The 23303-nt window shown below is 52.8% G+C and carries 16 protein-coding genes; 11 read left to right on the forward strand and 5 right to left on the reverse strand.

What is annotated here, in order from left to right; all coding sequences use genetic code 11:
* Positions 1–7 precede the first annotated feature (7 nt).
* From AC07U6_RS11950 to AC07U6_RS11970, 5 genes are all read left to right on the forward strand, one after another.
* Entirely contained in the window at positions 8–3691 is a 3684-nt protein-coding gene (locus AC07U6_RS11950) for a DNA translocase FtsK 4TM domain-containing protein (RefSeq protein ID WP_494762164.1), read from the forward strand.
* A 65-nt stretch (positions 3692–3756) separates the two neighbouring features.
* On the forward strand, positions 3757–4368 hold the full coding sequence (lolA, locus tag AC07U6_RS11955) for an outer membrane lipoprotein periplasmic chaperone LolA (RefSeq protein WP_494762165.1): 612 nt from the start codon (positions 3757–3759) through the stop codon (positions 4366–4368).
* A gap of 7 nt (positions 4369–4375) precedes the next feature.
* Complete coding sequence (locus tag AC07U6_RS11960) at positions 4376–5719, forward strand: replication-associated recombination protein A (RefSeq protein ID WP_494762166.1); 1344 nt, start codon at positions 4376–4378, stop codon at positions 5717–5719.
* Between the two features lie 96 nt (positions 5720–5815).
* A complete protein-coding gene (gene serS / locus AC07U6_RS11965) occupies positions 5816–7108 on the forward strand; it encodes a serine--tRNA ligase (RefSeq protein ID WP_494762167.1) in 1293 nt (430 codons plus the stop codon).
* Positions 7109–7410: 302 nt separating this feature from the next.
* Positions 7411–8568, forward strand: a complete 1158-nt coding sequence (locus AC07U6_RS11970; RefSeq protein WP_494762168.1) for an MFS transporter — start codon at positions 7411–7413, stop codon at positions 8566–8568.
* Positions 8569–8709: 141 nt separating this feature from the next.
* On the opposite strand, the gene pflA is transcribed toward AC07U6_RS11970, so the two are convergent.
* The 5 genes from pflA to AC07U6_RS11995 all read right to left on the reverse strand — a co-directional run bounded on the left by pflA (position 8710) and on the right by AC07U6_RS11995 (position 15105).
* A complete protein-coding gene (gene pflA, locus AC07U6_RS11975; RefSeq protein WP_494762169.1) occupies positions 8710–9450 on the reverse strand; it encodes a pyruvate formate lyase 1-activating protein in 741 nt (246 codons plus the stop codon).
* Between the two features lie 135 nt (positions 9451–9585).
* On the reverse strand, positions 9586–11868 hold the full coding sequence (pflB, locus tag AC07U6_RS11980) for a formate C-acetyltransferase (RefSeq protein WP_494762170.1): 2283 nt from the start codon (positions 11866–11868) through the stop codon (positions 9586–9588).
* A gap of 89 nt (positions 11869–11957) precedes the next feature.
* Positions 11958–12815, reverse strand: coding sequence for a formate transporter FocA (focA, locus tag AC07U6_RS11985; protein WP_494762171.1), 858 nt, complete (start codon positions 12813–12815; stop codon positions 11958–11960).
* Positions 12816–13171: 356 nt separating this feature from the next.
* Positions 13172–14929, reverse strand: coding sequence for a 30S ribosomal protein S12 methylthiotransferase accessory factor YcaO (gene ycaO, locus AC07U6_RS11990; protein WP_494762172.1), 1758 nt, complete (start codon positions 14927–14929; stop codon positions 13172–13174).
* Positions 14926–15105 carry a hypothetical protein gene (locus AC07U6_RS11995; RefSeq protein WP_494762173.1) on the reverse strand — a complete coding sequence of 60 codons (180 nt, stop codon included), beginning with the start codon at positions 15103–15105 and terminating at the stop codon, positions 14926–14928. Before AC07U6_RS11995 ends, ycaO begins: the two co-directional genes overlap by 4 nt.
* Positions 15106–15238: 133 nt before the next feature.
* On the opposite strand from AC07U6_RS11995, the gene serC reads away from it, so the two are divergent.
* The 6 genes from serC (at position 15239) to AC07U6_RS12025 (ending at position 23271) form a co-directional block, all read left to right on the forward strand.
* Positions 15239–16324, forward strand: coding sequence for a 3-phosphoserine/phosphohydroxythreonine transaminase (gene serC, locus AC07U6_RS12000; RefSeq protein WP_494762174.1), 1086 nt, complete (start codon positions 15239–15241; stop codon positions 16322–16324).
* A gap of 90 nt (positions 16325–16414) precedes the next feature.
* Positions 16415–17701, forward strand: a complete 1287-nt coding sequence (aroA, locus tag AC07U6_RS12005) for a 3-phosphoshikimate 1-carboxyvinyltransferase (protein ID WP_494762175.1) — start codon at positions 16415–16417, stop codon at positions 17699–17701.
* A 209-nt stretch (positions 17702–17910) separates the two neighbouring features.
* Entirely contained in the window at positions 17911–18594 is a 684-nt protein-coding gene (gene cmk, locus AC07U6_RS12010; RefSeq protein ID WP_494762176.1) for a (d)CMP kinase, read from the forward strand.
* A gap of 151 nt (positions 18595–18745) precedes the next feature.
* Complete coding sequence (gene rpsA, locus AC07U6_RS12015; RefSeq protein ID WP_105593445.1) at positions 18746–20419, forward strand: 30S ribosomal protein S1; 1674 nt, start codon at positions 18746–18748, stop codon at positions 20417–20419.
* An 84-nt stretch (positions 20420–20503) separates the two neighbouring features.
* Positions 20504–20791: an integration host factor subunit beta gene (gene ihfB / locus AC07U6_RS12020; protein WP_105593444.1), complete on the forward strand. Its 288-nt coding sequence runs from the start codon at positions 20504–20506 to the stop codon at positions 20789–20791.
* Between the two features lie 215 nt (positions 20792–21006).
* On the forward strand, positions 21007–23271 hold the full coding sequence (locus AC07U6_RS12025) for a ComEC family protein (protein ID WP_494762177.1): 2265 nt from the start codon (positions 21007–21009) through the stop codon (positions 23269–23271).
* Positions 23272–23303: the final 32 nt, after the last annotated feature.

The following is a 23303-nucleotide window of genomic DNA, read 5'->3' on the forward strand; positions in this document are numbered from 1 at the left end:
AGTACTCTTGAGCCAGGAATATACAGAAGATAAAGAAGTTTCGTTACAACCGCTAAGCAGTGGACGTCGTCTGCTGGAAGCGTTACTGATTATTGTTGCTCTTTTCGCCATCTATCTAATGGTTGCACTCTTGAGCTTCAATGCCTCCGATCCGAGCTGGTCGCAAACTGCCTGGCACGAGCCTATCCACAACCTCGGTGGGGGAGTCGGTGCGTGGCTTGCCGATACGCTGTTTTTCATCTTTGGCGTGATGGCGTATGCAATTCCTCCCGTTATTTTAGGCCTGTGTTGGATCACCTTCCGTCAGCGTAGTTCTCAGGAATACATTGACTATTTTGCCGTTGCTTTACGGCTGATTGGCGTACTTGCGCTGGTGGTGACCTCCTGTGGCCTGGCTGCGCTGAATGCAGATGATATGGGTTACTTCGCCTCCGGCGGTGTGATTGGCAGTCTGTTAAGCAATGCCATGGCTCCGTGGGTGAACGGCCCGGCAGGGACGTTGATCCTGCTGTGCGTCTGGGCGGCCGGTCTGACGCTGTATACCGGCTGGTCCTGGCTGACCATCGCTGAGAAAATTGGCGCGGTGGTGATGGGCGTGCTGACGTTTGCCAGCAATCGCTCTCGTGCGGATGAAAAGTGGCAGGAAGACGATGATTACGAGGAAGAGGATGCGCCGATTATCTCTTCCCGTGCGACGCGTAAAGACGAGGGTGACGACGTTCTGCTGGCAAAACACGCTTTGCCGGATGTTGCCGACGATGAACACGATCCGCTGTTGGCTAAGCCACAGAAGCCAGCGTCAGGCGAATCTGCAACAACTGCGGATTCTGTTGCGGGTGCTGCTTCCGCAGGTCAGGCTGCTGCGGCCAGCGCTATGGCAGCTTCTAACCCCTTCACTGCAGAAGCGACAAATACTCTCGCTACACCGAGCAACGACGCTTTGCAGCCAGCCGCTTCTGCGCACCAGCAACCTGTTGACGCACAGCCGCAGGTAGCAGCTCTGTCGCAGCCAATTACTCCGTCAGTGCAGCCCGTAACACAGCCGGCTGCCACGCCACCGCTTTACCGCTTTGAAGTCCCTCAGGAAGTGCAAACTCCGGCACCGGTTTCGCCATCCTATCAGGATGAAGATGATGGCCCGCAGATGGGGAACTGGCGTGAAGCCTCTTCGTCACTGTTTGAGTTCTCACCGCAGTCTACATCGCATGCCGCGACGGCGATAGCAGCAGCCGGTACCCCCGCCGTTGCTGCGCAGGTATCCGAGAACGCAATGCCATTTATGCCGGGCTTCAGCGCAACCAGCGATGATGACGATAATCCTCAGGTGAAGCAGGGAATTGGTCCTGAGCTGCCGCGGCCGAAGCCGGTTAAGCTTCCGACACGTCGTGAACTGGCTTCCTATGGCATTAAACTGCCGTCGCAGCGTATGGCGGAAGAAAAGGCCAGAGAAGAAGAACTGCGTCAGCAGCAGCAGGCTGCAAGCCGTTATGCTGCGCCAGATCTCGGTGATGAACAGGATAATGAAGCCGAGGAGGCAAGCCTGCGCGCAGCGTTCCTGGCTCAGCAGCAGCAGCGCTATGGTGAAGCTCTTTCCTCCGAGGAAGAGGACCTGGTGCAGCAGGCCGCGCTGGCCAGCCAGTTTGCGGCGCAGCAACAGCAGCGTTACGCAGCTGAGAGTGCACCGACTGCGCCAGCTGTGACGCCTGCACTGTCTGCATCAGTACCTGCAGCTCCAACGTTCACTCTGGATACCTCTTCCGCATTCGACTTCTCACCAATGGATGATCTGGTGGATGACGGTCCTGCCGAGCCTCTGTTTATGCCATCGGTAGTCGCTGAGCCAGAAGCCGTTGCGCCTCAGTGGCAACAGCCGCCGGGAAGCACATACCAACAACCGCATCCGTCAGTCAGCGCGCCACAGCCTCAGGCTTTAGTTAGTGCACCACAGCAACAGTGGCGTGAAGAGTCTGCATCCCAGTGGCAGAAAGCGGAAGCTGAATCACAGCGGCAGCCGGAGCCAGAAAGCTGGCAGCCACCGTGGGAGCCAGCGGCCGATCCCGCACCCGCTTCAGCCTGGCGACCGGTACCCGCCGCTCAGGCCGTGCAGCCGCCGGTTAGCGCTGAGCCGGTCGCTTCCGAACCGGATATGGACAGCCTGATCCATCCATTCCTGGTGCGTCACGAGCAGCCGACGTATAAACCGACGACGCCATTGCCAAGCCTCGATCTGTTGACGTCTCCGCCAACGGAAACCGAGCCGGTCGATCACTTTGCGCTTGAGCAGACCTCCCGTCTGATTGAGGCTCGGCTGGCCGATTATCGCGTTAAAGCCGAAGTGGTGGGTAATTCGCCAGGACCGGTAATCACGCGCTTTGAGCTGGATCTGGCTCCTGGCGTGAAAGCGGCGCGAATTTCTAACCTTTCTCGCGATCTGGCACGTTCCCTTTCTGCCGTCGCCGTGCGCGTGGTGGAAGTGATCCCGGGGCGGCCTTACGTTGGCCTGGAGTTGCCCAACCAGAAACGCCAGACGGTTTATCTGCGAGAAGTGCTGAATTGCCCGGCCTTCCTGGATAATCCGTCACCGCTGTCTATTGTGCTCGGTAAGGATATTTCCGGTGAGCCGGTGGTGGCCGATCTGGGTAAAATGCCTCACCTGCTGGTTGCCGGTACAACCGGTTCCGGTAAATCGGTGGGTGTTAACGCGATGATCCTCAGCATTTTGTATAAAGCGACGCCGAAAGAAGTGCGCTTTATCATGATCGACCCGAAAATGCTCGAACTGTCGGTATACGAGGGGATCCCGCATCTGTTAACCGATGTTGTTACGGATATGAAAGATGCGGCAAATGCCCTGCGCTGGTGTGTGGTTGAGATGGAACGTCGTTACAAGCTGATGTCGGCGCTGGGCGTGCGTAATATTGCTGGCTACAACGAAAAAGTCGATTTGGCAGAAGAGATGGGGCGCCCGATTCCCGATCCGTTCTGGAAGCCAACCGACAGTATGGATATGACGCCACCGGTGCTGGAGAAAGAGCCTTATATCGTGGTGATGGTCGATGAATTTGCCGACCTGATTATGACCGTAGGTAAAAAGGTGGAGGAGTTGATCGCTCGCCTGGCGCAGAAAGCCCGTGCCGCTGGTATTCACCTGGTGCTGGCGACTCAGCGTCCTTCGGTAGATGTGATCACCGGCCTTATCAAAGCGAATATTCCAACCCGTATCGCCTTTACCGTCTCAAGTAAAATTGACTCACGCACGATCCTCGATCAGGGCGGGGCGGAGTCGCTGCTGGGCATGGGTGATATGCTGTATCTGGCTCCGAACTCATCGATTCCTGTCCGCGTTCACGGTGCCTTTGTTCGCGATCAGGAAGTCCACGCGGTGGTGAAAGACTGGAAAGCGCGCGAGCGGCCAAAATACAAAGAGGGTATTCTCAGCGGTGGCGATGAGGGTGAATCCGCAGGTGGCGGCATGGAAGGGGATGAAGAACTCGACCAGCTGTTTGACCAGGCTGTTGCCTTCGTGGTGGATAAACGCCGTGCTTCCATTTCCGGGGTGCAGCGTCAGTTCCGTATCGGCTACAACCGCGCCGCGCGTATCATCGAACAGATGGAAGCACAGGGCATCGTGTCATCGCCAGGTCACAACGGGAACCGTGAAGTACTGGCACCGCCACCGCATGAAATGTGATGGCTGTTTAATTAATCAATGCTTTATTTTAAGCGTGATATCAAAGCGTTATTAAGGATGCCGTAATGAAAAAATTTGTAACCTCATGCTGTCTGCTGGCGGCCTTTACTTCGGCCAGCGTGTTGGCAGATGCCTCCAGTGAGCTGAAGCAGCGCCTGGATAAGGTGAAAAGCTTCCATGCCACGTTCAGTCAGAAAGTGACTGACGGCAGCGGCGCATCCGTTCAGGACGGCGAAGGGGAAATGTGGGTGCAGCGGCCAAATCTGTTTAACTGGCATATGACGGCCCCCGATGAGAGCACCCTGATTTCCGATGGTAAAACGCTGTGGTTCTACAATCCTTTTGTTGAACAGGTTAGCGCCAGCTGGCTGAAAGACGCTACCGGCAACACGCCGTTTATGCTGATTGCCCGCAATCAGGCCAGCGACTGGAAGCAGTATAATATCGCGCAGAAAGGAGATAACTTCTCACTGACGCCGAAATCGATCGACGGCAATCTGAAGCAGTTTGATATCAACGTATCAACTAACGGTACGATCAACCAGTTCAGTGCAGTAGAACAGGACGGTCAGCGCAGCAGCTATGCGCTGAAAAGTCAGCAGAACGGGGCTATCTCTGCCGATAAGTTCACGTTTACGCCGCCAAAAGGCGTAACCCTGGACGATCAGCGTCAGTGAGGTTCGCGTGAGTAACCTGTCCCTCGACTTTTCCCGTAACGAATTTCAGCCTCTGGCCGCGCGCATGCGGCCACGCAATCTCAATGAATATATTGGTCAGCAGCATCTGCTGGCGGCGGGTAAACCGTTGCCGCGGGCGATTGAGGCAGGTCACCTTCATTCGATGATTTTATGGGGGCCTCCGGGGACGGGGAAAACAACGCTGGCTGAGATTATCGGCCACTACGGCCAGGCGGACGTTGAACGTATTTCCGCCGTGACATCCGGCGTGAAAGAGATACGTGAAGCCATCGATCGTGCCAGACAAAGCCGCAATGCGGGTCGCCGTACCATCCTCTTTGTCGATGAAGTGCATCGCTTCAATAAAAGCCAGCAGGATGCCTTCCTGCCGCATATTGAGGATGGCACCATTACTTTTATCGGTGCAACAACTGAGAACCCCTCGTTTGAACTCAATTCTGCGCTGCTTTCACGTGCCCGCGTCTATCTGCTTAAATCGTTAACCAGCGATGATATCGCCGGTGTGCTCGATCAGGCGATGTATGATGCTGAACGTGGCTTCGGCAAAGACAACGTCATTTTGCCGGATAATACCCGCAGTATGATTGCCGAACTGGTTAACGGCGATGCGCGTCGGGCGCTGAATACGCTGGAAATGATGGCGGATATGGCTGAGGTTAACGCAGAGGGCAAGCGTGAACTGACGCCGCAGCTGCTTAACGAAGTTTCAGGGGAACGCAGCGCCCGCTTCGATAACAAGGGCGACCGTTTTTACGATTTGATCTCTGCCTTGCACAAATCCGTGCGCGGTTCCGCACCGGATGCGGCGCTGTACTGGTATGCGAGAATTATTACCGCGGGGGGCGATCCGCTGTATGTTGCTCGCCGCCTGTTGGCTATCGCTTCTGAGGACGTCGGCAATGCTGACCCGCGCGGTATGCAGGTAGCTATTGCCGCCTGGGACTGCTTTACCCGGGTTGGCCCGGCTGAGGGTGAACGTGCGATTGCTCAGGCGATTGTCTACCTGGCCTGCGCACCGAAAAGTAATGCCGTTTACACCGCGTTCAAAGCGGCCATGCGCGATGCGCGTGAGAATCCGGATTACGACGTGCCTGAACATTTGCGCAATGCACCAACGAAGCTGATGAAGGAAATGGGGCTGGGAGCAGAGTACCGCTATGCCCACGATGAACCGAACGCTTACGCTGCCGGTGAGGACTATTTTCCCCAGCAGATGGCTCAGACGCGCTACTATCAGCCTACTTCTCGCGGGCTGGAGGGCAAAATCGGTGAAAAGCTCACCTGGCTTGCCGCTCAGGATCAAAATAGCCCGACAAAACGCTACCGCTGACCGGGGCGTTGCGGTAAGGTTACCTGCGAATTCAACGCATTCACTACGGTGAATGCGCCTTTTCTTTAATTCCATCACAACAAGCACAGGACAAGCATGCTCGATCCCAATCTGCTGCGTAATGAGCCAGACGCAGTCGCTGAAAAACTGGCACGCCGGGGTTTTAAACTGGACGTTGACACGCTGCGCGCTTACGAAGAGCGTCGTAAAGTGTTGCAGGTAGAAACTGAAAATCTGCAGGCAGAGCGTAACTCGCGATCCAAATCCATCGGGCAGGCTAAAGCGCGTGGGGAAGACATCGAACCGTTGCGTCAGGAAGTGAATGCCCTGGGCGAACGCCTGGATGCGGCTAAAGCAGAGCTGGACGCACTGCAAAACGATATTCGTGACTTCTCACTGGCTATTCCTAATTTGCCTGATGATGTGGTTCCGCTGGGTAAAGACGATACTGAAAACCTGGAAATCAGCCGCTGGGGCGAACCGCGTAAGTTCGATTTTGCGGTGCGCGACCACGTTGAGCTGGGTGAAATGGCCGCAGGCTTGGATTTTGCCGCAGCCGTTAAGTTGACCGGTTCTCGCTTTATCGTGATGAAGGGCCAGATTGCCCTGATGCACCGCGCGCTGAGCCAGTTTATGCTCGACCTGCACACTGAGCAGCATGGTTATCAGGAAACCTACGTCCCTTATCTGGTGAACCACGCCAGCTTATACGGTACCGGCCAGCTGCCTAAGTTTGGCGAAGATCTGTTCCATACCCGTCCTCTGGAAGAAGAAGCCTCCAGCAGCAACTATGCGCTGATCCCAACCTCGGAAGTGCCGCTGACTAACCTGGTTCGCGATGAGATCCTGGAAGAAGAGTCACTGCCGCTGAAGATGACCGCGCATACGCCGTGCTTCCGTTCCGAGGCCGGTGCTTATGGACGAGATACCCGTGGCCTGATTCGTATGCACCAGTTCGATAAAGTCGAGATGGTACATATTACTCGTCCTGAAGACTCCATGGATGCGCTGGAAGAACTGGTAGGGCACGCAGAGAAAGTGCTGCAGTTGCTTAATCTGCCGTACCGTAAAGTGCTGCTGTGCACCGGTGATATGGGCTTTGGTTCAACCAAGACTTACGATCTGGAAGTCTGGCTGCCGGCGCAGGACACTTACCGTGAAATCTCTTCCTGTTCTAACATGGGTGATTTCCAGGCGCGTCGTATGCAGGCACGCTGCCGTACCAAAACAGAGAAAAAACCGCGTCTAGCCCACACGCTGAACGGTTCCGGTCTGGCAGTGGGGCGTACTCTGGTTGCGGTGCTGGAAAACTACCAGCAGGCAGACGGTCGTATTGAAGTGCCGGAAGTGCTGCGTCCCTATATGAAAGGCCTTGAATACATCGGCTAATACCGATCGCTATTCATGCTGAACAGGCCGCCTGTGACATTGCGTCTCAGGCGGTTTTTTTTCATTGTTATCAAGCAAAATTTGTTATGGATATTTTCGTTCTCTGCAGCTTAATTTTATGCAAATTCAATGAGATATTTTTAGCTGTTGTGCTGGTTTTAATTCTGCTAACTTCTTGTAGATAAAAAAATTAAATCATTTAGCAGCAAATCGTGCTGCGACCATTTTTTGATGCTTTTACAAACCTTCGCGCGGTGGCATGATGCGTACAAAATCCTTCCTTATTCTGGTTTCTCACTACTATGTCCATCTGGTCGCGTTCTGTAATAGTGCTGCTTTGCGGTCTGCTGTTGCTGACGATTTCTATTGCTGCGCTGAATACTCTGGTTCCGCTGTGGCTGACACACGACGCGTTACCGACCTGGCAGATTGGTGTTGTCAGTTCCTCTTACTACTGCGGCAACCTGTTGGGTACCCTGATTGCAGGCTGGCTGATTAAGCGCCTGGGTTTTAACCGCAGCTACTATCTGGCTTCCCTGGTCTTTGCTCTGGGTACTGTCGCGCTGGGTCTGCAAAGCGGTTTCTGGACCTGGACGTTGTGGCGATTTGTGGCTGGCGTTGGCTGTGCGCTGATATGGGTGATTGTCGAGAGTGCGCTGCTGTGTAACGGCACCCTCCGTAATCGTGGCAGACTGCTGGCGGCCTACATGATCGTTTATTATGTCGCGACAGTTGCCGGGCAGCTGATGGTCAGTCGCGTTTCTACCGAACTGATGCAGGTGCTGCCGTGGGTGAGTGGTCTGATTCTGGCCGCTATTCTGCCCCTGGTCTTTACCCGAATTACCGCTTCTGCTTCAGAAGAGGGTGAAGAAGGGGCTTCTGGCCGTCTCTGGCCAATGCTGCGCCGTCGCAATGCTCGCTTAGGTATTAACGGCTGTATTATTTCCGGTATTGTACTGGGCTCATTGTATGGCCTGATGCCGCTGTATCTGTCGCATCAGGGAATGAGTGATTCCAACGTAGGCTATTGGATGGCTCTGCTGGTCAGTGCCGGTATTATTGGACAGTGGCCAATCAGCCGCCTTGCGGATCGCTATGGGCGTCTGCTGGTGCTGAGGGTTCAGGTCTTTGGTGTGATCCTCGGCGCACTGGCAATGCTGGGTAACGCGGCGATGGGCCCTGCGCTGTTTGTTCTTGGCTGCGCGGGTTTTACCCTGTATCCGGTCGCGATGTCCTGGGCCTGTGAGAAGGTCGCCCATCATGAACTGGTTGCGATGAACCAGGCGTTGCTGCTCAGCTATACCGTTGGCAGCCTTGCCGGTCCTGCCATGACTTCAATGTTGATGCAGAATTATTCAGATCGTTTGCTGTTTGTGATGATAGCCGTGGTGGCTTTGATTTATCTCGCCATGCTGCTGCGCAAAGCGGATCATCATATCAATCCGGTGGCACATGCCTGATAAACGGGCGTATTGAGTTACGTCTTGACTGAGCTGCATGCGGGCTCAGTCATACATGGTGGGAAGCAAAGGGCTGTTGCGTACCGGATGGTAAGCAAGAATATAAAAGGGCGACCCGGTTGGTCGCCCTTTTAGTTTTATCTAGTACATCACGAAGTGACCGTAGCCTTCAAGGATATGTTTAATCCGCTCCATGGTTTCCGCTTTGGGGGGATGTACACCGTCAAGCTTGTATTCCTCACCCATCGCTGCCCATTTGTGCTTGCCCAATTCGTGATAGGGCAGCATTTCAATTTTTTCTACATTGCCCATATCGCGAGTAAATTCACCGAGGCGGTGTGCGGAATCATCATCATCCGTATAGCCGGGCACTACCACATAACGTATCCAGGTGCGAATTTTCCGCTTAGCCAGATAGCGGGCAAAATCCAGCGTACGGTGGTTTGAAACGCCAACCAGAACCTGATGGATATCATCATTAATCTGCTTTAAATCGAGCATCACCAGGTCTGTAACATCCAGAAGCTCATCAATGACCGGGTCGTAGCGCCGCACGAAACCATTGGTGTCGAGGCAGGTATTAATGCCCTCGGCCTTACAGGCGCGGAACCAATCGCGAACGAATTCAGCCTGCAGGATGGCCTCACCACCGGAAGCGGTAACGCCGCCGCCGGATGCATTCATAAAGTGACGATAGGACACCACGTCCTTCATGAGTTCCTCGACCGTAATCTCTTTACCGCCGTGAGTATCCCAGGTATCCCGGTTATGGCAGTAGAGGCAGCGCATCAGGCAGCCCTGGAAGAAGGTGATAAAACGAATACCGGGACCATCAACGGTTCCGCAGGATTCAAATGAGTGAATACGTCCGATAACTGACATTGCGATGAATTCTCCACGTTGACGCAGTCTTAAGCTGCGTTAAGTCTGTTTTGACAGTGCCCTGCAAGAAGAAAAACAGACCACTGGCTAAACCGACTTCTAACGGCGGCCCTCCGAAGAGGGCCCCGCGGGGTATTACATGGTTTGCGTGAAGGTACGGGTAATCACGTCCTGCTGCTGTTCTTTGGTCAGCGAGTTAAAGCGAACAGCATAACCAGAAACGCGAATGGTCAGCTGCGGATATTTTTCCGGATCTTCCATCGCTTCCAGAAGCATCTCACGGTTCATCACGTTGACGTTAAGGTGCTGACCGCCTTCGATGCTGGCTTCATGGTGGAAGTATCCATCCATCAGGCCTGCGAGGTTGGTTTTACGCACGTCATCGTTTTTACCCAGCGCGTTTGGCACGATAGAGAAGGTATAGGAAATACCATCCTTAGCGTAGGCAAACGGCAGTTTGGCAACGGAGGTTAAAGAAGCCACCGCACCTTTCTGGTCACGACCGTGCATCGGGTTAGCGCCGGGTCCGAATGGTGCGCCGGCGCGACGTCCGTCTGGGGTATTACCGGTTTTCTTACCGTACACCACGTTTGATGTAATGGTCAGGACGGACTGAGTCGGTACGGCGTTACGGTAGGTGTGCAGTTTCTGAATTTTCTTCATGAAACGCTCAACCAGGTCGCAGGCAATATCATCAACGCGGGAATCATTGTTACCGAACTGCGGATACTCACCTTCAATTTTAAAGTCTACCGCCAGGCCATCTTCATCACGAATGGTGGACACTTTGGCATACTTAATCGCTGAGAGTGAGTCAGCGGCAACCGACAGGCCTGCGATACCACATGCCATGGTGCGATAGACGTCACGATCGTGCAGTGCCATCAGTGAAGCTTCATAGCTGTATTTGTCATGCATATAGTGGATGACATTCAGCGCGGTGACATACTGTTTTGCCAGCCAGTCCATAAAGTGATCCATACGCGCCATCACTTTTTCGTAATCCAGCACCTCATCCATCATTGGTGCTTCTTTCGGGCCTACCTGCATTTTCAGTTTTTCATCCACGCCACCGTTAATTGCGTACAGCATGGTTTTCGCCAGGTTGGCACGGGCGCCGAAGAACTGCATCTGTTTGCCAACGATCATTGGGCTAACGCAGCAGGCGATAGCGTAGTCATCGTTGTTAAAATCAGGGCGCATCAGATCGTCATTCTCATACTGCAGAGAAGAGGTATCGATAGAGACTTTCGCCGCGAATTTTTTAAAGTTCAGAGGCAGTTTTTCAGACCAGAGAATGGTCATATTAGGCTCCGGTGACGGGCCCATGGTGTAGAGCGTATTCAGGAAGCGGAAGGTGTTTTTAGTCACCAGGGTACGGCCATCAACGCCCATACCGGCCAGTGATTCCGTTGCCCAGATTGGGTCACCGGAGAACAGCTCATCGTATTCAGGGGTACGCAGGAAGCGAACCATACGCAGTTTCATCACCAGATGGTCAATCAGTTCCTGCGCTTCTTCTTCGGTAATTTTGCCAGCTTTCAGATCGCGGCTGATGTAGATGTCGAGGAAGGTTGACACGCGACCGAAGGACATCGCTGCACCGTTCTGCGATTTCACCGCAGCAAGGTAACCAAAGTAGGTCCACTGCACGGCTTCCTGAGCGGTCGTTGCCGGGCCAGAGATATCAAAGCCGTGTTTCGCCGCCATTTCTTTAATCTGCTGCAGCGCGCGATGCTGATCAGCAATCTCTTCACGCAGGCGGATAGTGGCTTCGAGGTTGACGCCATTTTCCATATCGCTCTGCAGAGAAGCGAACTGGGCAAATTTGTCTTTCATCAGATAATCAATACCGTACAGCGCAACGCGACGGTAGTCACCGATGATACGGCCACGGCCATAGGCATCCGGCAGGCCGGTCAGCACACCTGATTTACGGCAGCGCAGAATATCCGGGGTGTAAACATCAAATACGCCCTGGTTGTGGGTTTTACGGTACTCGGTAAAGATTTTTTTCAGTGAAGGATCGAGCTCGCGGCCGTAAACCTTACAGGAGCCTTCCACCATTTTGATGCCGCCGAAGGGGATCAGCGCACGTTTCAATGGAGCTTCGGTTTGCAGACCAACAATCTTTTCAAGGTCTTTTTCGATGTAGCCAGCATCATGAGAGGTAATGGTCGCCACAAGGCCGGTATCAAAATCAACCGGCGCATGGGTTTTGTTTTCCAGCTTGATGCCTTCCATGACCTTATTCCACAGGGTGGTGGTCGCCTGAGTGGCATCGGCCAGGAATGACTCGTCGCCTTCATATGGAGTGTAGTTTTTCTGGATGAAGTCACGAACGTTGACGCTGTTCTGCCATTCACCTTCTGCAAAACTGTCCCAGGCTTTTGCCATATCTTTATTTAGCTCGGTCATGTGATACCTACCTTTATAACGTGAAGTTCGTTGTACGTTGCCGTCAGACGGTGATCGGCCTGCGGCTGTATAAGATTCTGTTACAGAAGTCAGTGGTGATCGCCATCGCGCAGATAGATCACCCAGTAAGTTAACCCTACCAGCAGTCCGCCACCGATAATGTTGCCGATGGTAACGGGGATCAGGTTGTCAGTAACAAAGTTGCTGACGGTAAGGTGTGAAAACTGTTGGGCTGTTGCCCCGGTTGCCTGCCAGAACTCTGGCGAAGCAAAATCTTTGATGACAATGGCCATGGGGATAAGAAACATATTGGCTATGCTGTGTTCGAAGCCGCTGGCCACAAACATGGCAACCGGCAGAACCATGGCAAACATCTTATCCATAAGGCTGCGGCCGGAATAACTCATCCACACCGCCATACACACCATCAGGTTAGCCAAAACTCCCAGGCATACTGCTTCGATAAAGGTGTGGTGCATTTTATGGTCAGCGGTCTGCAGGACGTTCAGCCCCCATGCGCCGTCTGCGGTCATGTATTGACCCGCGAACCAGATCAGGGCGACGAAGAAAACGGCACCGATAAAATTGCCAACGTAAACATTAATCCAGTTGCGTGCCAGTTGAGCCCAGGTGATTCTGCCGCTGGCTTTAGCCACTACGATGAGAACGGTAGAGGTGAAAAGGTCGGCACCGCAAACAACAACTAACATCAGGCCCAGTGAAAAGCAGATACCTCCAACCAGTTTTGCCAGTCCCCAGGGGATGGTGGCGGTGCCGGTAGTTGCCGTGATGTAAAAAGCGAAAGCGATAGAGATAAATACGCCTGCGTTAATTGCCAGAAAGAAGGTGGTGAACGGTTTTTTTGTCGCTTTATAGACGCCAGCGTCTTCAGCAACTTTGGCCATTTCAGCAGGTAATAATAGATCAAAGAGGTTGCCAGCTTTCACACTAACGTTCTCCAAAAATTAGTCAGCAAGGAAAGTCTAACAAACGAGTATAGAAGGGAAATTGATATGGATCATGGTGGCCTGGCAATGCAGCCATTCATACCGTAGATAAGTACGATTTTTTGTCATATCTATATGAAAAATAATAAATAAAACTTTTTTAATTTTTAAAAAAATAATTTAATTATTATTCTCGAGCATCATGGAAAGGTAAAAAAATGGCGGTGATTAATTCTAATTTGTGAAAAGAAAAAAGGTAGCAGCTATTAACTGTTACCTTTTTTTAACTTATCGCCTGCGGTACATTTTCAGAAAGAAATTACCCACATCTGGCGCCATTGAGTAATGGTGTGGGTTTATTTCCAGTAACGGCGTTTTGCCGCCTGTAATTTCTCATAAGTCGCCAGCAGAGACTGGTGTGCAGGGAATGCCAGCAGATCGCTATCTACATTTTGCAAACCGTAGAATGGCGCTTCACCGCTAATCGCTGCAGAAGCATTATCGACCGCTTCCTGACCGTACATGCGCACGAATGCTGTATGGTATTGCAGTGGATCGCGTTCATCTTCCTGGCTCAACAGCAGCAGAGTCTGCAGGCAACGGTAGTAGTTTGCACGTGCGGGGCTGAAGATAGACTGGTTGAATTCCATCGTCCACTCGGTCCAGATCAGCGCCTGATCGAGATCGCCACCGGCCAGCGCGAGCATGGCCTTGAGTTCACCGATACGCAGTGTGTACCAGCCGTTATCTTTACCGGTCGCCAGGCCCAGCAGCTCACGTACGCGAGTGAAGTCGTCGTGGCCGTCTTCATCCAGCTGTTCCAGCAGTGCCAGGTAGTCTTCTTTTTCCCAGTTGCTGTCAGGCAGGTTGAGCAAGGTATCGCGCAGGTATGCGCCCATGCTGTTATTCGCCAGCAGCAGATCTTCAGCAGGATAAATATCGGACATGCCCGGAACGATAATACGGCAGGCATAAACATCCAGATGCTGATAATCGGCAATATAAACTTCCTGGCCTTCCGCATCAAAGATCGCCATCAGAGTGGCGAACTCTTCTTCCGTTGTACCCTTGAAGCTCCAGTCAGCAAACGCATAGTCGGCGTCGTCTTTAAACAGATCCCAGGAGATCAGACCACTGGAATCGATAAAGTGGGTTTCAAGGTTAGCGTGTTCGGCAACTTCTTCATCATCGAAAGTTGGTGGAGTAAAGACATCAAGGTCTTTCAGTCCGCGGCCCTGCAGCAGTTCGGTAACTGTACGTTCCAGCGCTACGCCGAAATCAGGATGCGCACCGAATGAGGCGAAGCAGGTGCCATTCTCCGGGTTAAACAGCACCACGCAAATCACCGGATATTTTCCGCCCAGGGAAGCGTCGTAGGAGAAGATAGGAAAACCTTCGGCTTCAAGGCGATCGATGGCTTCCACGACGCCAGGATAGCGGTTCAGCACATCTTGTGGAATCGCCGGCAGGCTGATGGATTCAGCAATAATGCGATTCTTAATATAGCGCTCAAAGACTTCAGACAGACCCTGTACGCGGGCTTCGTTAGCGGTGTTGCCCGCTGACATACCGTTGGATACATAGAGGTTGCCGATGATGTTCATCGGAATATAGACCGTCTGCTGGTCTGACCGGCGCGTGAACGGCAGGCCGACAATACCGCGATCGGCATTACCGGACTGAAGGTCGATAAGATCGCTGGCGCTCAGCTCATTTTCCGGATCGTAAAATTTACGCAGGCGCGCGTCGAGAATACCTTCTGGCAGCTGGTCATCTTCAGGCAGCGGGAACCATTTTTCGTTGGGATAATGAACGAAATCGCTATTGGCGATCTGCTTGCCCAGCCAGAAATCGGCAAAGAAATAGTTGGTAGAAAGACGTTCAAAATATTCACCCAGCGCGGAAGCCAGCGCTGCCTTTTTGCTGGCGCCTTTACCGTTGGTGAAGCACAATGGGCAGTCGCGATCGCGAATATGCACTGACCAGACATTGGGAACCGGATTCAGCCAGGACGCTTCTTCAATATTGAAGCCCAGATCCTGTAATTTTTGCTGAAAGCGCGCGATGGAATCTTCCAACGCGGCGTCTTTGCCTGGAATATAAGTTTGAGTCATTTTGCCCACTCGTTATTGATTGTGCGGAAAGCGCGCAATGATACGGGTTTTCCGCTGGAATCGCCATCCGGCAACCAAAAATTCATCTGCTGAAGAATGCCATATTCCGCCGAAACAGGAACAGAGGCGTTTGCAGTGGTGGAAAACGCCTCACAAAATATCGTTTGCTGTTTCATTTACCCTACAAGCTGTTGCGGCCGCAGCCTGAAAACTGGCCGGTTGACCGGATAAATCATTGCAGCATCGGGGAGGCAATGATAAAACCGATAAAGGAATCAAAACCGATTGATCTGAAAGTGGTGAGGAGAAATGAGTCAGGTTTTCAATTTTAGCTCTGGCCCGGCAATGTTGCCGGTAGAAGTGCTCCGTCGTGCTGAGCAGGAACTCTGCAACTGGCAGGGGTTAGGCACCTCCGTAATGGAGATCAGCCACCGCAGTAAGGAATTTATTCAGGTGGCGGAAGAGGCAGAAAAAGATTTTCGCGATCTGCTGAAAATCCCCTCCAATTACAAAGTTTTATTCTGCCATGGCGGCGCGCGTGCACAGTTTGCCGCTGTTCCGATGAACCTGCTCGGTAGCCATACGACCGCAGACTACGTTGACGGCGGTTACTGGGCGGCCAGCGCGGTGAAAGAAGCGCAGAAGTACTGCACGCCGAATGTAATCGACGCGAAAACCACGGTTGATGGCCTGCGTGGCATCACCCCGATGAGTAGTTGGGCGCTTTCCGATGACGCAGCCTATGTTCACTACTGTCCGAATGAGACCATTGATGGCATTGCTATCAGTGAAACGCCTGATTTTGGTGATAAGCTGGTTGTCGCCGATCTCTCTTCAACCATTTTGTCCTCACCGATTGATGTTAGCCGCTACGGCGTACTGTATGCCGGTGCTCAGAAAAACATCGGCCCGGCTGGGTTGACGCTGGTTGTTGTGCGTGAAGACCTGTTAGGCAAGGCCCGCAAAGAGCTGCCTTCTATTCTTGACTACAAAGTGCTGGCTGATAACGGCTCGATGTTCAACACGCCACCTACCTTTGCCTGGTATCTGTCTGGCCTGGTATTCAAGTGGCTGAAAGAGCAGGGCGGCGTGGCCGAAATGGATAAACGTAACCAGCTCAAAGCCGATCTGCTGTACGGCACTATCGATAAAAGTGACTTTTATCGCAATGATGTCGCCCTGGCAAACCGCTCGCGTATGAACGTGCCTTTCCAGCTGGCCGATGCGTCACTGGACAAGCTGTTCCTTGAAGAGTCATTCGCTCATGGTCTGCATGCGCTGAAAGGCCACCGTGTAGTCGGCGGCATGCGTGCTTCAATTTATAACGCGATGCCACTGGAAGGCATCAAGACGCTGACTGATTTCATGATCGACTTCGAGCGTCGTCACGGTTAAGAATTTAGCCGAAACTGCAGTACGTTTTTAATCTGAAACCCCGCATTGCTGCGGGGTTTCATTGTAATTTTTTTGGAGAGTACGTTTCACATGCAGGATTCCCTGACGTTACAACCTATCGCCCTGGTCAACGGTACCGTTAACCTTCCTGGTTCCAAGAGCGTATCGAACCGCGCGCTTCTGCTGGCTGCACTGGCTAATGGCACCACCCGTTTGACTAACCTGCTGGACAGCGATGACGTTCGCCACATGCTCAATGCTTTGCAGCTGCTTGGCGTTGACTACACGCTGTCTGCTGACCGCACGGTGTGTGAAGTGGTAGGTCAGGGAGGGGCGCTAAAGGCTGACGGTGCACTGGAGCTGTTCCTCGGCAATGCAGGTACGGCGATGCGTCCGCTGGCAGCAGCGCTGTGCCTCGGCAGCAACGATATTGTGCTGACCGGTGAGCCGCGCATGAAAGAGCGTCCGATCGGCCATCTGGTTGATGCGCTGCGCCAGGGGGGGGCTGTGGTCGAGTATCTGGAACAGGAAGATTATCCGCCACTGCGTTTGAAGGGGGGATTTAACGGCGGTAATGTGTCCGTTGATGGTAGTGTATCCAGCCAGTTCCTGACGGCGCTGCTGATGACGGCTCCACTGGCGGCAAATGATACGCATATCGTCATTAAAGGCGAACTGGTATCGAAACCATACATTGATATCACCCTCAATCTGATGGCAACCTTCGGCATTGAGGTTGAGAACGACAGCTATCGCGCGTTCCACATCCGCGGGCAGCAGCAGTATCAGGCTCCGGGTGATTACCTGGTTGAGGGCGATGCGTCTTCTGCTTCCTATTTCCTGGCGGCGGCGGCCATCAAGGGCGGCACCGTTAAAGTCACCGGTATCGGCCGTAAGAGCATGCAGGGCGATATTCGTTTTGCCGACGTGCTGGAAAAAATGGGTGCCAGCATTGAATGGGGCGATGATTTCATTGCCTGTACGCGTGGCGAGTTGAATGCCATCGATCTGGACATGAACCACATTCCCGATGCGGCAATGACTATCGCGACGACCGCGTTGTTTGCCAAAGGCACCACGGTAATGCGCAATATTTACAACTGGCGTGTTAAAGAAACCGATCGCCTCGCGGCAATGGCCACTGAGCTGCGTAAAGTTGGCGCTGAGGTTGAAGAGGGGCACGATTACATCCGCATTACGCCACCTGCTGCGATCCAGTATGCAGAGATTGGTACCTATAACGATCACCGTATGGCAATGTGCTTCTCGCTGGTCGCACTTTCCAGTACCCCGGTCACGATTCTTGACCCAAAATGCACGGCGAAAACATTCCCGGACTATTTTGAACAGCTTGGCCGTATCAGCCAGCTTGCATAACAAACTATTCCGCTGCACCTCAGTGCGGCGGAAGCTGCGTTTATCTCGTTCTATTCTGCCGCATTACCCGCCTGTTGTTTGAACCTGCCTAAAATTTTGTAGCTGACTATGTTTAAGGGGTAACTATCCCGGTTTTTGCAGCGTATAATGCGCGACGATATTTGTCCGGGCACTGATAGCCGCGGACATTCCACCGACAGGAGAACGACATGACGGCAATAGCCCCAGTGATCACCATTGATGGCCCAAGTGGTGCGGGTAAAGGCACATTATGTAAAGCTATGGCCGAAGCATTGCAGTGGCACCTGTTGGATTCTGGCGCAATTTATCGCGTGCTGGCGCTGGCTGCGCTGCATCATCAGGTTGATATCACTTCTGAAGAAGCGCTGGTACCGCTGGCTGCACATCTTGACGTGCGTTTTGTGTCCAGCGAAGGCGAGATGGAAGTTATCCTTGAAGGTGAGGACGTTTCCGCAGAGATCCGTACTCAGGATGTCAGCAACACCGCTTCTAAAGTTGCCGCATATCCACGTGTGCGTGAAGCTCTGCTGCGTCGTCAGCGCGGTTTTCGTGAACTTCCGGGCCTGATCGCCGATGGGCGTGATATGGGTACCGTTGTATTCCCGGACGCGCCGGTTAAAATTTTCCTTGATGCCAGTTCGGAAGAACGTGCGCATCGCCGTATGCTACAGTTGCAGGAAAAAGGCTTTAGTGTTAACTTTGACCGCCTTTTATCCGAGATAAAAGAACGCGATGAGCGCGATCGTAACCGCGCGATTGCACCTCTGGTGCCGGCGGATGATGCCTTAGTGCTTGATTCGACAACGATGTCTATTGAGCAGGTCATTGAAGTTGCGCTAAAATATGCGCGCGAAAAGCTTGCCATTGTGTAATAGGTAATGCTGACGACCCTGCACTATACTGTGTAGCTGTTCGCAAAATTTAATTAACCCTGTGATATGGATGTTATGGGGCATGTGAAACAACCCCACCCGTCAGGATGTCAGGTGGACGTTAAATTGAAGAATCCTGAAGATTATCAATATGACTGAATCTTTTGCTCAACTATTTGAAGAATCCCTGAAAGAAATCGAAACCCGCCCGGGTTCCATCGTTCGTGGCGTCGTTGTTGCTATCGACAAAGACGTTGTTCTGGTTGATGCGGGCCTGAAATCTGAATCTGCAATTCCTGCAGAGCAGTTCAAAAACGCAGCCGGCGAACTGGAAATCCAGGTTGGCGACGAAGTTGACGTTGCTCTGGATGCAGTGGAAGACGGCTTCGGTGAAACCCTGCTGTCCCGTGAGAAAGCTAAACGTCATGAAGCTTGGATCACGCTGGAAAAAGCTTACGAAGATGCTGAAACTGTTACCGGTATTATCAACGGCAAAGTTAAAGGTGGCTTCACAGTTGAGCTGAACGGTATTCGTGCGTTCCTGCCGGGTTCACTGGTAGACGTGCGTCCAGTGCGTGATACTCTGCACCTGGAAGGCAAAGAGCTTGAGTTCAAAGTAATCAAGCTGGATCAGAAGCGCAACAACGTGGTTGTTTCACGTCGTGCGGTTATCGAATCCGAGAACAGCGCAGAGCGCGATCAGCTGCTGGAAAACCTGCAGGAAGGCATGGAAGTTAAAGGTATCGTTAAGAACCTCACTGACTACGGTGCATTCGTTGATCTGGGCGGCGTTGACGGCCTTCTGCACATCACTGACATGGCATGGAAACGCGTTAAGCATCCAAGCGAAATCGTCAATGTTGGCGACGAAATCAACGTGAAAGTGCTGAAATTCGACCGCGAGCGTACCCGTGTTTCTCTGGGTCTGAAGCAGCTGGGCGAAGATCCATGGGTTGCTATCGCGAAACGTTACCCAGAAGGCACCAAGCTGACTGGTCGTGTAACCAATCTGACCGACTACGGCTGCTTCGTTGAAATCGAAGAAGGTGTTGAAGGCCTGGTACACGTTTCTGAAATGGACTGGACCAACAAAAACATTCACCCATCTAAAGTTGTTAACGTGGGCGATGTTGTTGAAGTTATGGTTCTGGACATCGACGAAGAACGTCGTCGTATCTCCCTGGGTCTGAAGCAGTGCAAATCTAACCCATGGCAGCAGTTCGCAGAAACCCACAACAAGGGCGACCGCGTTGAAGGTAAAATCAAGTCAATCACTGACTTCGGTATCTTCATCGGCCTGGACGGCGGCATTGACGGCCTGGTTCACCTGTCTGACATCTCCTGGAACGCTACCGGAGAAGAAGCAGTTCGTGAATACAAGAAAGGCGACGAAATCGCAGCTGTGGTTCTGCAGGTTGACGCAGAGCGCGAGCGTATCTCCCTGGGCGTTAAGCAGCTGGCAGAAGATCCGTTCAACAACTACATCTCTCTGAATAAGAAAGGTGCAATTGTTAACGGTAAAGTGACTGCAGTTGACGCTAAAGGTGCTACAGTTGAATTAGCTGACGGCGTTGAAGGTTACCTGCGTGCTTCTGAAGCCTCGCTGGACCGTGTTGAAGACGCAACTCTGGTTCTGAATGTTGGCGACGATGTTGAAGCCAAATTCACCGGTGTTGACCGTAAAAACCGCGTTGTTAGCCTGTCTGTACGTGCCAAAGACCAGGCAGACGAGAAAGAAGCCATCAATACTGTTAACACCAAACAGGAAGAAGGTAACTTCTCTAACGCTATGGCTGAAGCTTTCAAAGCAGCTAAAGGCGAGTAATCTTCGCTTTAAGGGCAGCGCAAGCTGCCCTGTATCGTCGATAACTGCCAGAGCTATTCCTAAAAGGGATTAACCGGAGGTTTTATGACCAAGTCAGAACTTATTGAAAGACTTGCTGGCCAGCACTCTCATATACCGGCGAAAGTCGTTGAGGATGCGGTAAAAGAGATGCTTGAGCATATGGCGACGACCCTGTCGCAGGGCGAACGCATTGAAATCCGGGGATTTGGCAGCTTCTCTTTGCATTATCGTGCACCTCGTACCGGTCGTAACCCGAAAACGGGCGACAAAGTGGAGTTGGAAGGTAAATACGTTCCACACTTCAAACCAGGTAAAGAACTGCGCGATCGCGCCAATATCTACGGCAGCTGATAGCGACGAAACGATAAAAACGACACTACGGTGTCGTTTTTTTTGGCTGCGATACGGGGCTAAGCTGCATTGTAGAATCAGAACCCGGCACACAATATTCCCTTCTTATTGCTGCAAAACAGAAAGAGTTTGCGGCCTGTCTCTGAACACTGAACCTGCGCTGATGTCCGTCTCTCACCTGCATGTCACACTATGACCTGCATCAGGGAGGAAACATGCGCATAACGGCAACGCAGCTGGCAGGCAGTCTTATTCTCGGTACTTTGCCGCTCACGGTCATACCGCGGTTACCCGGTTATAGTTATGACATCGCTGCGCTGGGACTCTCATTTTTATTTATGCGCTGTTCACAACGCGTTGCTATCTTCGCAGCAATGGTCCTGCTCTTTTCTCTCTGGCCGTTGAATACCGCCCGATCCCTTCAGGGGCAGATTGATCGGCTGACGCAGGGAACAGTACGGGCGGAGGTACAAATTGACACCGTGCTGCCCGGCGGTGAGCGCGCCAGAGTACGTCTTTTCCGTCAGGATGGCCGGCTGCTTTTTCCTCCGATTTATGCTTCCTTGCGATTACCCAGCAGCGAACAGATTTTTTGCCAGGGGCAAAGGTGGGATATGGCCCTGGCACTTCGTCCGCTTCATGCTCAACTCAATGAGGGGGGATTCGATCGGCAACGATTTACTCTGGCCAACAGCATGCCGCTGACAGGGCGAGTGATTAGTGCAAAGGTTCGGCAGCCACGGTGCAGCTGGCGCGGTGCTATTATGAATTCTACCCGGCAGCACTATGGTCATCTCCCCTGGCAGGCCCTGATTTCGGCGCTGGCCTTTGGCGACCGTTCAGAGGTTAAGCGTGAAATTACCCAGCTGCTAAGGGAAACGGGGACGGCACATCTGATGGCAATCGCCGGGATGCAGATTGGACTGGCCGCAGGATTTGGCTGGCTGGTAGCCAGACTCATCCAGTTCTTTTTCCCGGCCTGGATGATTAACTATCGTTTCCCGTTGTACTGCAGTTTGCTGGTGGCATTGGTCTACTGCTGGCTTTCCGGAAGCAATCCGCCAGCGATGCGTGCGATGCTGGCTTTACTGATGTGGAGTGCGCTAAGGCTGAAGGGAATTAACTGCAGCAGCTGGCAGGTATGGCTATTTTGTATTGCACTTATCCTGTTTCTGGAACCGCTCAGCGTTCTGTCAGACAGTTTGTGGATGTCCGCTCTGGCCGTTGCGGGCTTGCTGATATGGTATCAAAGCTTTGCGCTTCCATTACGTTTCCGCAGAGGTAAGCGTTGGTTACCTCTGCGCCTGCTTCATCTGCAACTTGGCATGCTGTTGCTATTAATGCCGCTGCAGGTATTCATTTTCCATGGTTTTAGTCTGAGTGCGCTAGTGGCTAACCTGTGGGCCGTGCCGTTGATATCTCTGGTTACCGTACCGCTGATACTGACATCGCTGTTGGTTAACTTCCTACCGTTGTTCGGCCCTTTTATGTGGTGGCTCGCCGATCGCTCACTGGCGCTGGTTTTTTTCCCATTGCAGCAGCTGCCGAATGGCTGGTTTCCTCTGGAAAGCACATTCGCAGCCGGTTCACTGGCGTGTTGGCTTCTGCTGCTCGCGTTTCGCTTTGGCTGGTGGCGTAGCTCCCCTTCTACTCTTGTGGCGTGCACTTTACTGCTGCTGAGCTGGCGGAATTTTAGCGCTAAACCCGAGTGGCGAGTGGATATGTTGGATGTTGGCCATGGATTAGCCGTGGTGATTTCACAGCATGGCAAAGCGGTATTATATGATACTGGCAACCGTTGGCCCGGTGGAGATGTTGCCCATAGTCAGATTATTCCCTGGCTGGAATGGCAGGGGTTAACGTTGACCGACGTGGTCATCAGCCACGCGCATCTTGACCATATTGGCGGATTGCCGAGCATACAGTCCGCGTATCCCAATGCCCGGGTACGTAGTGCTTTAAAGCGCCAGGGGCATTTACCCTGTTATCGGAATACAAACTGGCGCTGGCAGGGGCTGACGTTTGAAGCGCTGTGGCCGCCAGAAGATATGCCCGGTGAGGGTAATAACCAGTCCTGCGTGGTGGCGGTTAGCGACGGGCGATGGCGCGTGCTGCTGACAGGAGATATTGAGCGCGAGGCGGAGCTGCAGCTCGTCGCCGGGCAGCGCGCCGCGCTGAGTGCCGATCTGTTACAGGTTCCGCATCACGGTAGCCGGACTTCATCAACCCCGCCGCTGCTGCGTGCGGTAGCGCCGAAGGCCGCTATCGCTTCAGCTGCACGTTACAGCGCCTGGCGGTTACCCGCAGCGAAAATAATTATGCGCTATGATGAAAATCACATCATCTGGCGCGATACTGCACTTTCCGGGCAGATTAGCGCGCGTTTTTTCGTTGATAACTGGCATCTTTTGGGGTTAAGAGAACAAATAATGAACCGTTGGTACCATCAGTGGTTTGGCGTACCCAGGGAATCCAGGTAGAATGAGCGGCTATTTCAACTAAAGCTGGTTAA

It is taken from the genome of Erwinia sp. GW821-FHT03D09 (genome assembly GCF_059420805.1).

Coding starts and splice junctions, on each gene's coding strand:
- serS (WP_494762167.1), top strand. CDS start 5,816: ATGCTCGATCCCAATCTGCTGCGTAATGAGCCAGACGCAGTCGCTGAA.
- ycaO (WP_494762172.1), bottom strand. CDS start 14,929: ATGACTCAAACTTATATTCCAGGCAAAGACGCCGCGTTGGAAGATTCC.
- rpsA (WP_105593445.1), top strand. CDS start 18,746: ATGACTGAATCTTTTGCTCAACTATTTGAAGAATCCCTGAAAGAAATC.
- ihfB (WP_105593444.1), top strand. CDS start 20,504: ATGACCAAGTCAGAACTTATTGAAAGACTTGCTGGCCAGCACTCTCAT.
- pflA (WP_494762169.1), bottom strand. CDS start 9,450: ATGTCAGTTATCGGACGTATTCACTCATTTGAATCCTGCGGAACCGTT.
- AC07U6_RS11995 (WP_494762173.1), bottom strand. CDS start 15,105: ATGAAACAGCAAACGATATTTTGTGAGGCGTTTTCCACCACTGCAAAC.
- AC07U6_RS11970 (WP_494762168.1), top strand. CDS start 7,411: ATGTCCATCTGGTCGCGTTCTGTAATAGTGCTGCTTTGCGGTCTGCTG.
- AC07U6_RS12025 (WP_494762177.1), top strand. CDS start 21,007: ATGCGCATAACGGCAACGCAGCTGGCAGGCAGTCTTATTCTCGGTACT.
- aroA (WP_494762175.1), top strand. CDS start 16,415: ATGCAGGATTCCCTGACGTTACAACCTATCGCCCTGGTCAACGGTACC.
- pflB (WP_494762170.1), bottom strand. CDS start 11,868: ATGACCGAGCTAAATAAAGATATGGCAAAAGCCTGGGACAGTTTTGCA.
- cmk (WP_494762176.1), top strand. CDS start 17,911: ATGACGGCAATAGCCCCAGTGATCACCATTGATGGCCCAAGTGGTGCG.
- serC (WP_494762174.1), top strand. CDS start 15,239: ATGAGTCAGGTTTTCAATTTTAGCTCTGGCCCGGCAATGTTGCCGGTA.
- lolA (WP_494762165.1), top strand. CDS start 3,757: ATGAAAAAATTTGTAACCTCATGCTGTCTGCTGGCGGCCTTTACTTCG.